Annotated in this window: 14 protein-coding genes; 8 read left to right on the plus strand and 6 right to left on the minus strand. The window is 71.0% G+C overall.

What is annotated here, in order from left to right; translation table 11 throughout:
• Positions 1–139 precede the first annotated feature (139 nt).
• Positions 140–1,834: an alpha/beta fold hydrolase gene (locus tag ACFWP2_RS21885; protein WP_380453840.1), complete on the minus strand. Its 1,695-nt coding sequence runs from the start codon at positions 1,832–1,834 to the stop codon at positions 140–142.
• 411 nt (positions 1,835–2,245) lie between these two features.
• On the opposite strand from ACFWP2_RS21885, the gene ACFWP2_RS21890 reads away from it, so the two are divergent.
• Both ACFWP2_RS21890 and ACFWP2_RS21895 read left to right on the plus strand, forming a co-directional pair.
• Positions 2,246–2,809, plus strand: coding sequence for a GNAT family N-acetyltransferase (locus ACFWP2_RS21890; protein WP_380453842.1), 564 nt, complete (start codon positions 2,246–2,248; stop codon positions 2,807–2,809).
• Positions 2,810–3,095: 286 nt separating this feature from the next.
• Positions 3,096–3,620: a hypothetical protein gene (locus tag ACFWP2_RS21895; RefSeq protein ID WP_380453844.1), complete on the plus strand. Its 525-nt coding sequence runs from the start codon at positions 3,096–3,098 to the stop codon at positions 3,618–3,620.
• A gap of 86 nt (positions 3,621–3,706) precedes the next feature.
• On the opposite strand, the gene ACFWP2_RS21900 is transcribed toward ACFWP2_RS21895, so the two are convergent.
• Both ACFWP2_RS21900 and ACFWP2_RS21905 read right to left on the minus strand, forming a co-directional pair.
• Entirely contained in the window at positions 3,707–3,928 is a 222-nt protein-coding gene (locus ACFWP2_RS21900) for a DUF397 domain-containing protein (RefSeq protein WP_380453846.1), read from the minus strand.
• Entirely contained in the window at positions 3,925–4,773 is an 849-nt protein-coding gene (locus ACFWP2_RS21905) for a DUF5753 domain-containing protein (RefSeq protein ID WP_380453848.1), read from the minus strand. Before ACFWP2_RS21905 ends, ACFWP2_RS21900 begins: the two co-directional genes overlap by 4 nt.
• 288 nt (positions 4,774–5,061) lie before the next feature.
• On the opposite strand from ACFWP2_RS21905, the gene ACFWP2_RS21910 reads away from it, so the two are divergent.
• The 4 genes from ACFWP2_RS21910 to ACFWP2_RS21925 all read left to right on the plus strand — a co-directional run bounded on the left by ACFWP2_RS21910 (position 5,062) and on the right by ACFWP2_RS21925 (position 6,764).
• The gene (locus ACFWP2_RS21910) at positions 5,062–5,430 is read left to right on the plus strand and encodes an ATP-binding protein (protein ID WP_380453850.1); all 369 of its coding nucleotides are present in this window, start codon (positions 5,062–5,064) and stop codon (positions 5,428–5,430) included.
• Complete coding sequence (locus ACFWP2_RS21915) at positions 5,427–5,687, plus strand: hypothetical protein (RefSeq protein ID WP_380453852.1); 261 nt, start codon at positions 5,427–5,429, stop codon at positions 5,685–5,687. The genes ACFWP2_RS21910 and ACFWP2_RS21915 overlap by 4 nt, the downstream gene beginning before the upstream one ends.
• A complete protein-coding gene (locus tag ACFWP2_RS21920; protein WP_380453854.1) occupies positions 5,675–5,842 on the plus strand; it encodes a hypothetical protein in 168 nt (55 codons plus the stop codon). Before ACFWP2_RS21915 ends, ACFWP2_RS21920 begins: the two co-directional genes overlap by 13 nt.
• A gap of 430 nt (positions 5,843–6,272) precedes the next feature.
• A complete protein-coding gene (locus ACFWP2_RS21925) occupies positions 6,273–6,764 on the plus strand; it encodes a pyridoxamine 5'-phosphate oxidase family protein (RefSeq protein WP_380453856.1) in 492 nt (163 codons plus the stop codon).
• A 125-nt stretch (positions 6,765–6,889) separates the two neighbouring features.
• Here the strand turns inward: ACFWP2_RS21925 and mdlC are convergent, their stop codons facing one another.
• The 3 genes from mdlC to ACFWP2_RS21940 form a co-directional block, all read right to left on the minus strand.
• Positions 6,890–8,500 (minus strand): benzoylformate decarboxylase, encoded by a 1,611-nt coding sequence (gene mdlC / locus ACFWP2_RS21930; RefSeq protein ID WP_380453858.1) that lies wholly within the window; start codon positions 8,498–8,500, stop codon positions 6,890–6,892.
• Positions 8,501–8,566: 66 nt separating this feature from the next.
• A complete protein-coding gene (locus ACFWP2_RS21935; protein ID WP_380453860.1) occupies positions 8,567–9,049 on the minus strand; it encodes a nuclear transport factor 2 family protein in 483 nt (160 codons plus the stop codon).
• A gap of 209 nt (positions 9,050–9,258) precedes the next feature.
• Positions 9,259–10,437: a ricin-type beta-trefoil lectin domain protein gene (locus ACFWP2_RS21940; RefSeq protein WP_380453862.1), complete on the minus strand. Its 1,179-nt coding sequence runs from the start codon at positions 10,435–10,437 to the stop codon at positions 9,259–9,261.
• Positions 10,438–10,977: 540 nt separating this feature from the next.
• On the opposite strand from ACFWP2_RS21940, the gene ACFWP2_RS21945 reads away from it, so the two are divergent.
• Both ACFWP2_RS21945 and ACFWP2_RS21950 read left to right on the plus strand, forming a co-directional pair.
• Positions 10,978–12,225, plus strand: a complete 1,248-nt coding sequence (locus tag ACFWP2_RS21945) for an esterase/lipase family protein (RefSeq protein ID WP_380453864.1) — start codon at positions 10,978–10,980, stop codon at positions 12,223–12,225.
• An 11-nt stretch (positions 12,226–12,236) separates the two neighbouring features.
• The gene (locus ACFWP2_RS21950) at positions 12,237–13,265 is read left to right on the plus strand and encodes an alpha/beta fold hydrolase (protein WP_380453866.1); all 1,029 of its coding nucleotides are present in this window, start codon (positions 12,237–12,239) and stop codon (positions 13,263–13,265) included.
• Positions 13,266–13,375 lie beyond the last annotated feature (110 nt).

Here is a 13,375-nt window from a genome sequence, read left to right on the forward strand (position 1 = left end):
TTCGTACCTCCCCCCCCCCCGCCTCTTGTTTCCCTTATCTCTGGGGGTTCCGCGAGCCCCCCCGGGGGGGGGGGGGGGGGGGGGGCGGGGGGGGGGGGGGGGGGGGGGGGGCCGCGGCCCCCCACCGCTGCGGGGTGGGTCAGTCGATGGGGTGGAGGGGGATGTCCAGGTAGGACTCGGTGCCCTTCGGGGAGGTGATGTCGATGGTGGACACCGGGGTGGTGGTGTTGTCGTAGGCGAAGAAGGGGTCGTGGGTGTCGATGACCAGCTGGAGCCGGCGGCCCTTGGCCACGACGTAGTCGGCGGGCTGGAGGGGGAAGGTCACGGTGGTGGCCCGGCCCGCCTGTTCGGCGGTGAAGGTGTACGGGGCGTGGGTGACGATCTGGGCCCTGCCGGTGGCCGGGTCGGTGTCCAGGAGGTAGGCGACGATCGTGGTGTCCGCCTGCTGCGGCTTGACCGTGACCCTCAGTTCCAGCTCGCCCCGGACGCGCGAGGCCTGCTCCAGCGGCGCGGTGGCGAAGAAGGAGGCCAGCCCGCGGTCGATCTCGGCGGTCCGGTAGCTGTGGGGCAGGCCGAGGCGTTCGGCCATGCCGGTCTGGATCAGCTTGGGGGCGACGACGATGTCGGTGCCCGTGCCGGTGGCCTTCACCGAGCGCGTCCAGCCCGCCTGCGGCTTGTCCGGGGTGAGCTGTCCGTCGCCCTGCCCGGCGGGGGCGTCGGCGAGGTGGAACCGCTTCTTGGGCAGGGCGTAGTCGTCCCAGGTGGCGTGGCGGAGGTCGGAGAAGGGGTTGAACATGAGCTCGGAGCGGACGTCGAACCGCGGAGGCTGTCCGTCGCCGGCGCTGCCGCCGAGGTGGTGGTCCATCCACCGGTAGGCCATGTCGGTGGGCTTGGAGGCGAGGCCGGCCAGGCCCGGGAACTCGGCGTTGCCGTGGTCGCCGACCTGGATGAGCAGGCCCTTGGGCGCGGTCAGACGGTTGTGGAAGTCGATGACGGCGGGCACGGAGAAGATGGTCTCGTGCCAGGTGGTGGTCAGCAGGAGGGGCGTCGCGGTCTCGTTGTACTTCTCCAGGTAGGTCCTGGGGGAGCGGACCCGGGCGAACTCCCTGACCTCGTCGTCGATGGTGTTGGCGCGGATCTTCTGGATGATCCCGCGGAACTCCTTCGAGCACCGGTCCTCGCCGAACATCTTGACCAGGGCTTCGAACGCCGCGAGGTGGCGGGTGTTGTTCTCGTACAGCGAGGCGAGGAGGTCGCCCCAGGCGCTGGTGCCCGCGACGGCCTTGATCCGCTGGTCGTGCGCGGCCGCCAGGAGGCTCGTGCCGGCGCCGTAGGAGGCACCGAAGAACCCGATCCGGTTCGGGTCGATCCCGTCCTGCGCCACCAGCCAGTCGATCACCTCGGTGGCGTCGGCGACGTCCTGAGGTCCGGCGACGTGGATCTCGCCCGTGGACCTGGCGAGGCCGCGCTGGCTGTAGGCCAGGACGGCGTAGCCGCCCTGCGCCCAGCGCGCGATCATGCCGAGGTAGGCATGATGCCCCATCTTGATCAGTGGGGCGGGCAGGATGACGGCGGGGCAGGTCTGCCCGGGGGCGAGGTTGCGCGGGATGCTCAGCGACGCGTCCAGGACCGTCCCGTCCGCCATGGGGAGCGAGACTTCCGCGTACCCGGCGATCTCCGCGTAGACCTCGTAGTCGTCGGCCAGGCCCCACTGGTCCAGCCGGCCGATCCGGCGCGGCGACGGGTCCAGCAGCGCCTCGCGGATCGCTTCCAGCTTCGCGAGGCCGTCGGGCTCGATGGGGAAGAAGGGATCCGTGGTTCCGTCGACAGACATGGGTGTACCCGCCTTCTGTAAAAGGGATGGTGACGATGCGTCGCACACATGATCGCTCTGCTGGGATCACTCCAGAGGCAGGTTCCTTGTCGGTTCACTCGAACGAATGAACGCAGTCGTTCAGGCCTTCCCACTGACAACGAGTCAGATAGGTCGACCGAGACCGGCAGGCTGCGCAGCCGAAGGCGCCGACCGGGCGCTCCGGGCGCTCCAGGCGCGAGTGCGCCGGTGCCATGGGTGTGAGCGCATCCCACCATCCCCCGTAGCCCACGGCCCGGGCCGTGAAATTGGGTTGCGCGGCTGGTGGCAAGGGCTTTAGAACGGCGTAGTTGCCCAAGGCGAGTCGTTGGGAGCTCCGCGGTCCGGTCGCTCGGGCTGCCGGGGCGGCCCTCGGGGAGGAACACCGGATCGATGACCACGCTTTTGCTGCCCTTCGGTACCGAACGGCTCCTCCTGCGTCCGTTCACGCCGGACGACGTCGATGACTTGTACGCGTACCAGAGCCTCCCCGACGTCGCCCGCTACCTCTACCGGCCACCGCTCACCCGCGAGCAGTGCACGCAGACCCTGACGCGGCGCGCCGCCGGCACGGCGTGGGCCGAGGACGGTGACGCCCTCGCGGTCGCCGTCTGCCCGGTCGGCGAGGCGAAGGTCGTCGGCGAGGTCACCCTGAAGCTCGCGAGCGCGCGGGCATGCCAGGCCGAGATCGGCTGGACGTTCAACCCGGCCTACAGCGGCCGGGGCTACGCGACCGAGGCGGCGCGGGCGACCGCCGAGCTGGCCTTCGCCGAACTGGGCGTCCACCGGCTCTTCGCCCGCCTCGACGTGCTCAACGCCGGGTCGGTGCGCGTGTGCGAGCGCCTCGGCATGCGCCGGGAGGCGCACCTCGTCGAGAACGACCTCGACGAGGACCGCTGGGGCAGCGAGTACGTCTACGCGACGCTCGCCCGGGAGTGGAAGGCCGATCGGGCCTGACGGCGGGGCGGGGACGATCCCCGGCAGGCAGACATTAAGGCAAGGAAGCCTCGCCTAACAACATTTCGTGTCGTCAGATCTCGGCTTCGCATCGAAGGGGCCACGCTTCGGGGGCCAGGGGTCGATTCAGAGCTTTCCGGATTGACCAGGGAATCGACAGAAAGGTAAGCCTTACCTGATTTTTGCGTCAGTCGTTTGGAGGCCCCCAGTGTCCGCTCTGCCCTCGGAGCCGTCCGTGCCTGCTCTCCCCGGGTCCGCATGGACCGGTGGAGCGCCCGCCCGACCGGTGCGCCTGCACGATGGGTGGTGGACGGTCGCCGCCGCGGCCGTGGCGGCCTGCGCCGGCCTGGTGGCGTGTGCGTGGATCTCCACGCACATCGACGTCGACCCGGCGCTGCACACGGCGGCCCTCTTCGTCCACCTGGCCTCGCTGGTCCTCGGCTTCGGCGCCGTTCTCGTCGCCGACTACTACGGCCTGCTCTGGATGACGCGGCGGTGCACCCTGCACGAGGCACTCGGCGCCACCTCGCGGCTGCACCTTCCGATCTGGGCCGGGCTCGGAGGACTCATCGTCAGCGGTGTGATGCTGGAGCCCAAGCTGTCGTCCGCCCTCACCTGCGTCAAGCTCGCCCTGGTCCTCCTCCTCACCGTCAACGGCCTCCAGGCCGGGCTGCTGAACCAGCGCATGGCCCAGCACGGACCCACCGCGCTCACCCCGCGCCTGCTGGCCTGGGGCGCCGGCACCGCGCTCGTCTCCCAGATCTGCTGGTGGGGTGCGGTCGTGATCGGCTTCCACAACAGCCAGCACTGACGGGCCGGTCGCCGGCGCCGGTCGCAGTCCCGCCCAAGCGGTGCCTCGCCGGAAGGGGCGAGGCACCGCTTGGGTTGGGGGAGTGCTCAGAGGAGGCCGAAGTCGAACTCGCCGGTGGCGACGGCGGCGATGAAGGCAGCGTGGGCGGCGCGGTCGATCAGCAGGGCGGGACCGGAAGGGTCCTTGCTGTCGCGGACTGCGACCGCCCCGGGGAGGAACCCGTATTCGACGCAGTTCTCGTTGCCGCCGCTGTAGCTCGACTTCCGGAAGGTGAAGCCAGTCGCCTCGGCGTCGGGATAGTGGGTCACTTGATCAGTTCTCTCTGTGCGGTGATGAACTCGAGCGAGGAGTCGACAGAAAGGGCTTCGGCCGTGATCTCCTGGAACTTCGCCCGGTACAGCTCGACGTCGGCCGGGTCTTCGATCCAGAATCCGGCGAGCATGCCTTCGACGAAGACGACGTCGAGGTCCTTCCGCTGAGGGAATCCGAGCAGGGCGAGCGCGCCGCTCATGCCCGGGTGGATCGCCGCACCCGCCGGCATCACCTGAATGTTGACGTTCGCCAACCGGCTCAACGTGAGCAGCTTGTCGAGTTGCGGGCCCATGATGTCGGGGCGATTCGCGATGGCCCGGAGCGCGGCTTCATGGATGACCGCCCAGACCTCGACGGGATTCGGGCGGGTCAGGATGGACTGCCGTGCCATGCGGACCTGTACGAGGTCGTCAACCGTGCCGGTCTTCGTGGTCCGGAGTCGGTCGATGACAAGCCGAGCGTATTCGGCGGTTTGGAAGAGTCCCGGAATGAAGGCGGGTTCGTAGGTTTTGAAGGTCGAGGCCTCGGTCTCGAGCATGATCAGGTCGGTTGCCGACACGTTGATCACGTCGCGGTAGCTCAGCCACCAGCCGCGCTTGCTGCCGTCCTTCGTGATGGCGATCAGGCTGGCGCGGAAGTCCTCGTCGTCGCAACCATAGTGGTCGAGGAGCTTGTTGACGTCCTCGATCTTGGCCGCCGTGCGGGCGTTCTCGATCCGGTTCAGCTTGGCCAGGCTCATGCCGGTGGCATCGGCTGCCGTGTCCGCGGCGATCATCGCTTGCTCACGGAGCCGTCGCAGTTCCTCACCCAGCCGACGACGGCGAACGGTTGATACCGCCATGCGATGCCCCTCCTGACCTCTCGGTGGACCAGTTTGCCCTTGCCGATTGCACGGGCGCTACCGACAACTGGCAGGGAGTGGCACCGAATTCGGGTTCGATATGAGATTTTGCAGATTAGTTGAGCCAGCTTGCGCATGTGATGGCCATCACGTCATGCTGAGTGTAGCCGATCGCATGCTCTGAGTGATCAGGGTTGGGATCTGGTTGCGCTTTTCCGTCATTCCATTGCTTCGATCGCGCGTTTGATCGATTGATGGTCATATCTGAAGCCCCGCGGAGGTTTCATCGTGCTCCCCCACGAACTCCCCCCTGACTGGTCGGCCGCGCGCGAGGAGTTGCGCGAGGCCACGGCGCGCGCCGGGTGGAAGCCCGACCTCGTCGCCGATGCCGAGATCGCGCTGCTCGAACTGTTCGTCAATGCCTGGCGTCACGGCGGTAGTTCGGCGCCCCTCGTCGTGATCGCGCTGCTCGACCGGGTCCTCCGGGTCTCCGTCAGCGACGGCAACCCCCTCCTCCCGGTCGAGCGCGACGACCCCGACCTCTACGCCGTCACCGGTAGGGGCCTGTGCCTGGTCCGCTCGCTCACCCACCGCTCCGGCGCGGAGCCCCGGAAGTCCGGGAAGTCCTGCTGGTTCGAGCTGGACGCCGCCGCGTGACCGCCGACCACCGCCGCCCGACCGGGCCGGCCGACGCGATCATGCGTACCTACACCGAGCCGGAGGTCGCCTCGCTGCTCGACGAACTCCGCGAGCGAGGGCGGAAGTTCGGGCTGATCTGGCCCGCCCTGGCCACCGACCAGGTGGTCGACGGACGGGTCCTGGTCCGCTTCGGCTGTGCTCCGGCCAGCACCGTGCTCAACCTCCTCGCGATCCTCCGTCACTACGACAAGGCCGAGGCCCCGTGCGACTCCTGATCAACCTCGCCCTTCCCCTTCTCCTGCTCCTCGCCATCGCCGTCGTCGGCCTCTGCGCGGTCGCCGTCCTGCGGATGCCCCACCGCCCGGACCCCATCGCGACCACGACCACCACCGCTCCCGACCGGGACCGCGATCGCCAACCCGTGGCCTGAAGCCCCACCCCGCCCTCAACCGCCCGGCCGGACCCGCCGGGCGGTTGAGGGCGCGCGTGGGAAGTCGACTCCGCCGACCTCTCGCGCAGCACACCCCACGGGTCCCGCCGGCCAGCGCCCCACGACGCTCGGCGTGCGCCCGCGTTTCCCCGGCTGCCGGTCTGTCGGCCCGTGACGGTGGGACGCGGTCCGGCGCCCTCTGGCACGGCAGGAGGGGATGACCATGCCGGCACCTGCGCTGGACAGGCTGGGGGGAGCGGCTCGGAGAGCCGGAGCGGTTGGAGGGGGCGTTCGCGGGCTGCCATGCCGGCCCGCGGATCGGTTACGTGGCGGCCCCCGCCCGGGGTGAGGGCTGAGTGGTTCGTCGGCCGGTGGGCGTAGGTCGCGCGCCGCATGTGCGGGTGAAACCCGGTGGCTACGATCGCCGATCATGACCAAGGCAAGCATTCAGCGCCCGACGGCGGAGCGGGTACGCGACACTCTGGAACGGCTCGTCGCCGAGCGGGACGTATGGGTGTCGACGGCCCACCCCGAGCACGGTCCGCACCAGGTGCCCCTGTGGTTCCTGTGGGACGGGCGAGCGGTGTGGATGTGCACCAGCGGCACCTCCGTGACCGCGCGCAACGTCCGCGCGGAGCCGCGGGTACGACTGGCACTGCCGGACACCTCCGATGTGGTGCTCGTCCAGGGCGAGGCGCAGGGCTTCTCGGCCCAGGACGTGCCCGCCGAGGCGGCCCGGGCGTTCGCCGACAAGTTCGGGTGGGACCCGCGCGCGGAGGAAGGGCCGTACCTGTACGTGCGGGTGGAGCCGAAGACGGTGCGCGCATGGCGAGGCGGGCGGGAACTGACCGGACGAGTCATCATGCGCGACGGAACCTGGCTGGACCAGGGGATCCCCGCCGACGCGCCTCTCAAGCGCTGAGCATCCGCGCCCCACGTGCTCGATCGCGGCGTCTCAGAGCGCCTTCAGTGGCCCGAAGTGGTAGCTGACCGCGGCGAAGATTGCTCGAGTTCTCGGCGGCCAACGGCCCGTTCCCGCCGTGCGACCTACAGCGCGGCCGGCCGGGGCTGGGTGGCGACGACGATGACGGTGGCCGTGTCGGCGCCGAGTGCCGCGGTGAACTCCCGCTCCAGGTCCTCGGTCGTCTCCACCTCGACGGCGCGGCAGCCGAAGCCGCGGGCCAGTGCGGCGATGTCCAGGCCGGGCAGGTCGAGTCCGGGAACCCCCGGGGTGTCCTCCAGCCGGGCGAAGGACTTGAGGATCGCGTACTCGTGGTTGCGCATGACCACGTAGACGATCGGGAGGCGGTGCCGGGCCGCCGTGTAGAGGGCCTGCACCGAGTACTGGAAGGAGCCGTCGCCGATCAGGCCGACCACCGGGCGCCGCACCCCGCGCTCCCGATCGGCCAGCGCCACGCCCACCGCCGCCGGGACGGCCCAGCCGATGCCTCCGCTGGCCGTGGCGAAGAAGGATCCGGGGCGGGTGGTGGGCAGCCATTCGAGCTGCTCGGCCATGGTCGAGGTCGACTCGTTGACGATGACGGCGTCCGGCGGGCGGACCCGGCTCAGCGCGGCGTGGACCGCGGGCGGGGGGAGCGGGAGGGTCGGGGAGAGCGGCAGCACCCGGGGCCGAGGCATCGGGTCCGGGGCGGAGCGGGTCGAACCCTCCTCGACCAGGTCCAGCAGCCCTTCGATCGCCAGCCGGGGATCGCCGAGCAGGCTGTCGCCGACCCTCGCCGCGGCGGCGGCCCGCGGGTCGCCGGTGATCTGCAGCAGCGCGGTGCCCGCGGGCAGGTAGTCACCCGGTACGTGCGGGTAGTAGCGGAACACCTCCGCGCCGATCACCACCACCAGGTCGTGCCCGGCCAGCCGGTCGCCGACCGCCCGCACCGACAGGCCCAGCGGGCCGGCGTAGAGCGGGTGGTCCTCGGGGAAGGAGGCGCGCTCCGCCAGCGGGGCACCGTAGACGGCGGCGCGCAGCTTCTCCGCCAGGGCGACGGCCGCGTCCCAGCCGCCGCCGCGGTCGACCTCGGGACCGAAGACGAGCGCGGGCCGGCGGGCGGCGGATGTGCGTTCGGCGAAGGCCCGCAGCCGCTCGGGATCGGGGGCCACCCGGGAGCTCACCGTCCGCACCCGGGTGAAGCCGCGCGACGGCCGCTTCCAGTCGTCCATCGGGATCGACAGGTAGACCGGGCCGGCGGGCGGCTGGAGCGCGTGCGCGTAGGCGCGCATGAACGCCTCGGGCACGTCCTCGGCGCGCGCCGGCTCGTAGGACCACTTCACCCAGGGCCGCGGCAGCAGGGTCGCCTCGCGGTTGGCGAGGTACGGCTCGCCGATCAGCAGCTCCCGGTGCTGCTGGCCGGAGGTGACGATCAGGGGCGTGTGCGCGTGGTACGCCGCCACCAGGTTGCCCATCGCGTTGCCGGTGCCGGCCGAGGAGTGCAGGTTGACCAGCGCGGGACGGCCGGTGACCTGGGCGAAGGCGTCGGCCATGGTGATGGCGGAGGCCTCCTGGAGGGCCAGGACGTAGCGGAAGTCGGCGGGGAAGTCCTGGAGGAAGGGCTCCTCGGTGGAGCCGGGGTTCCCGAAGACCGTGGTGATCCCGAGCGTGCGCAGCAGGTCGTAGGTCACGGTGCGGACGGTGGATCGCTCGGCCATGGGTGCCATCGCTTTCGCCCCGGGGGAGCCGGGGCCGGAGGGGCGGGGAGTCGGGGCGCCAAGCCCTCAGGGCTCGCAGGGGCGGGTCTCGGTCCAGTCGACCAGCAGCCGGCGCTCGGCGAAGAGCCAGTCGCCGTCCTGCCTGACGAAGCGGTCGAGGTACCGGATGGAGGCGATCATGATCGTGCGCTTGTCGTCCGGGTCGGACGAGACGTGGTACGCCAGGCAGTAGGTCTCGCCCTCCGCGCGGTCGCCGTCGAGGGTGACGGTGCTCTGGCCGTTGAAGTGGGTGGTGGCCCGGTACCGGTTGAGCTCGTCGAAGACCGGTGCGAGGGCGGCGCGTCCGCGCAGCTCCTGGGTCGGTTCGGCGGCCGTGGCGTCCATGTGGACCAGGAAACGGGTGTCCTCGGTGAACAGGGCCATCTGCCCCTCGGCGTCCCTGCGGTCCGCGCAGTGCGCGTAGGCGTCGACCAGCCGGCGGATGGCCAGCCGGTCGGCGGCCTCCCGGGGCGGGACAGCATCGGGGGACGACACATCGGGGGACGACACATCGGCTCCGCTCGTCGCACGGCCTGACACCAGCAGGAGAGCACCGGCGCCGAGGGCTCCGCAACCGGACGAACGGGTGCTGCGGGCCGGCACCCGGTACTCGGCGGCTCAGGCCGGAGGCCGTCGCGGGTCCGTGCCGGAACGTGGAGGCGCCGACACGCCCGTCGGTCGGGTGTGTCGGCGCCGTGCCGCTGTCACCTGGGGTGGTGTCAGGCGGGGGTCTTCCACTGCTGGTTGGTGCCGCCGTTGCAGTCCCAGAGTTCGAGCTTGGTTCCGGGGGTGCTGCTGGCGCCGGTGGCGTCGAGGCAGCGCTGGGAGTTCGGGTTGACGAGGGTGCCGTTGGTCCGGGTCCACTGCTGGCCGGCCGAGCCGTCGCAGGTGGAGAGCACGACGGGGGTGCCGTTGGCGGTCCCGGAGCCGCTGGCCGTCATGCACTTGAACAGGGCGTGGACGGTGCCGTCGCTCGCCAGGACCCAGTTCTGGTTGTCCTGCCACTGGCCGCAGCCCCAGAGCTCCAGGCGCGTGCCGTCGGCGCTGCTGCCGCCGGTGATGTCCACGCACCGGCCGCCGATGCCGGTGATGGAGCCGGAGGAGGTGTTGCCGATGGCGTCGCGGTGGACGCTGCCGCCGGTGACCCGGGTGACGCTCGCCTGGCTGGTGCAGGTGCTGCTGGTCGAGGTACTGGAGACAGTGGAGGCGACCGGCAGTCCGGTGGTCGCGTCGACGCCGGTGGGGGTGGTGAACTGCGCCGCGGAGTAGGGCTCGTCGGCGCAGGTCGCGGCGTTGTTGTTCCAGTCGAAGTACTCGACCCAGTCGATCATGCCCGCCGCCTGGATCGCCTGCCCCGTACCGACCTGCAGGGAGCCGAGGACGAAGGAGGTGCCCGCGGTGGTGTCGCTGATCTTGGCCTGGTACCAGCCGGGGTCCGCGGGCGTGATGTCGTAGCGGTAGGTGTGGCCGGCGACGAAGCCCGCGTTGAGGCGGCAGCTGTACCCGCCGCCCCCGCTCTCCGTGAAGGTCTGACAGTAGGTGCCGGTGTCGCCGGCCTTCGCGTTCGTGGCGCCCCACAGCGAGAACAGGTACATGCCCGGGTCGGTCCGGTGGCGCTGCATCCCGATGTAACCGCTGACGCCGTTGGTGAATCCGAACTGGTGCGACCAGAAGACGTTGCCCCGCCCGGGGTCGGACTGCACCGTGGTCGCGAAGGTGGCCGAGCTCAGCTTCGACGTGCCGGACGGGAAGGCGTAGTAGCTGTACGTGCCGGGGGTCGAGCCGGCGGCCACCGCCGGGGTCGAGAGCCCCAGGACGGTGCAGAGCGCGGCGAGCACCGCGCAGGCCGCTCTGGCGGCGGGCCTCAGTCGGGTGTGGAAAAGCCTTCGGAGCCGCACGGGATCTCCTCCCGGATGGAGTGGCGGTGGTAGGGGGAATGCCGATCGCTGGGGCGCCGGAAAAGGAGCCGGCGTGACTCTTCCGGAAAGCTGAAGAGAATGTCACGGCATGTCGTGGGCGATGATGCGAATAACGGTTGATTGTGCTCAGGTCGTAGGTGGAACTCGGTAGTTCGCCTACGTGGGGCGGATCCTATAGCCCGCCGGGAATATGGGCAAGATTCGTCGAATGGGAATTCATGTGCCCGTTCTGATGGTTTGCTCGATTCGACGGCAATGGAGGCGATGATGCGATATTCGTAGGAGAAATCTCGGTCGAACCGTCCGGCTCGGCGGGCCGGACGCCCGGCGACGCGGGCCGTTCGCGGCCGCCGCCTGGCCAGGTGGCCGAGGGCCATACCGGGAGGCCCGAGGTGTGTGCGGCCGACATAGGGAGGGGCACTTCGGCCGCCCTAGGGTGACGCGGACTGGACCCTCAGCGTGGAGGAGTGAACGCGTATGCGAAGGAACGGGCGCAGTAGGCGAAGAGGATTGGGCTGGGTGCTCGCCGGCGTGCTGGCGCTGGTCGGTGCGGCCGTCCCGTCGGTGCCGGCCGTGGCCGCCGCGACCGCGGTGCCGTCCTACCTGACCCAGGAAGCGACGTACACCACCGTCGCCAACGGCTGGGAGCGCGTCGAGCGGTACCTCGACACCACCACCGGCTTCCAGCAGGAGCAGTATCCGCCGGACGGCCGCGGCAACCAGGACGGCCAGCGGCTCACCTTCTTCGGCGGCGTCAAGCAGCCCTTCTCCGGCCGTTTCCTGCTCTACTCGGCCCCGGGCTGGAACACCGGCTCGCACCAGGTCCCGGTGCTGCTGGTGCACGGCGCCAACGACAACCCGGACCGGGCCTGGGCCAACCCCGGCGAGTCCGGCGGCTACGGCTGCGGCTCCGCCTCCTGCCCGAACACCGGGCTGATGCAGAACCTGGCCGGGCGCGGCTACCGGGTCTTCGCGATCGGCTTCGCCCACAAGCAGGGCGACAACCTGATGCAGGCCCAGGAGGTCGGCGACGCCGTCGCGCTGATCCGCGCCAAGCTCGGCGTCCCGCAGGTGGACGTGGTGGGCTGGAGCAAGGGCGAGATGTCCTCGCGGGCCTACGTGTCCTCGGTGAAGCCCTCCTGGGGCCGCCCGTACGCGGGCGACGTGCGCAAGCTGATCACCCTCGGCGGCCCGAACGGCGGCTACGACTACCCGTTCGCGCACGGCTGGGCGCACGACTTCTCGATCTGGCCGCAGTGCGGCGGTGCCGTCAACGCCCCGTCCCCGCACCTGCGGATGACCTGCTACGGCACCTACACCTCGCACCCGGAGTTCTCCTTCACCCCGACGAGCGGCTACGACGTCTACCCCGGGCAGCGGCAGATGCTGGCCCGCTGGGACTCGGTGTTCGGTATCGACCAGACCCAGCAGGACTGGTACACGACCTACTACGGCGGTCAGGGCTTCTACACCGACGGCGGCGGCATCCAGGCCGCGATCAACGCCGGCTCGCTGATCACCCCGCTGCAGCAGGCCGGGGTGCCCTCCTCGGTGACCTCGTACCTCCTGGCCGGCGGCACGCCCAGCATCGTCGGGATCTTCAACGAGAACCGCGGGCCCAGCGACGGCGTGGTCTTCGTCGCCAGCGCCCTGGACACCACCGGCTTCGGCACCGTCGGCGGCACCGCGCTGATCGCCTTCGCCAACCACCTGCAACTCGGCTGGGACAGCGCGGCGAGCGCGCAGGTCGCCGGCTGGCTGAACTGAGGACCACCCGCATGATCACCGATCGACTGATCCCCACCGACCGGCTCACCGTGAGCCACGCCGAGATCGAGGGCCGCACCGGGGAACCCGTGGTCCTGGTGCACGGCAACGTCTCCTCCGGCGTCTTCTGGCACTCGACCATGACCGCGCTGCCCGAGCGCTACCGCCCGCTGGCGCCCGACCTGCGCGGCTTCGGCGGCACCGAGCCGCTCCCGGTGGACGCCACCCGGGGCCTGCGCGACCACAGCGAGGACCTGCTCTCCTACCTCCAGGCGCTGAAGCTCGGCCCGGTCCACCTGGTCGGCTGGAGCATGGGCGGCGGTGTGGTGCTGCAACTGCTGCGCGACCACCCGGAACTGGTGCGCTCGGTCACCCTGGTCAACCCGGTCTCCCCGTACGGCTTCGGCGGCACCCACGGCGTGGACGGGCGGCTCAACTCGCCCGACGGGGCGGGCTCGGGCGCCGGCGGCGCCGCCCCCGAGTTCGTCCGGCTGCTGGGCGAGGGCGAACTGGGCGCCGAGTCGGCGTTCGCGCCGCGCTCGGTGCTGAACGGCGCCTACGTCAGCGAGCCGCTGGCGGAGCCGGACCGCTACGTGGCCGCGATGCTGACCACCCGCACCGGGGAGGACCACTACCCGGGCGACAGCCGGGTGAGCGACGCCTGGCCCGGCTTCGGGCCCGGCGAGCGCGGGGTGCTCAACTCGATGGCGCCGACCCACTTCCGGATCGACGACCTGGAACTGGTCGAGCCGAAGCCGCCGATCCTGTGGATCCGCGGCACCGCCGACGTGATCGTCTCCGACACCTCGCTCTTCGACCTGGCCCACCTGGGGGCCATCGGCGCGGTGCCGGGCTGGCCCGGCGAGGACACCTGCCCGGCACAGCCGATGGTGGCGCAGACCCGCGCCGTGCTGGACCGCTACTCCGCTGCCGGCGGGCGGGTGCGCGAGGTCGCGGTCGAAGGCGCCGGGCACAGCGTGCAGTTGGAACGGCCGAAGGAGTTCCTGACGGCGCTGGTGGAGGTGCTGGACGGGGCGTGACCGCGAGGGCGGCCACGGAGCGGGGGGGGGGGTGGACGCGTCGCACCCGCCGCCCCCCCCGGGCCCCCCGGCGTGCGGCGGCGGCGAGGGCCGGGGCCAGGCCCCCGGGG

The sequence above is a fragment of the Kitasatospora sp. NPDC058444 genome, assembly GCF_042721415.1.
Taxonomy (GTDB): Bacteria; Actinomycetota; Actinomycetes; order Streptomycetales; family Streptomycetaceae; genus Kitasatospora.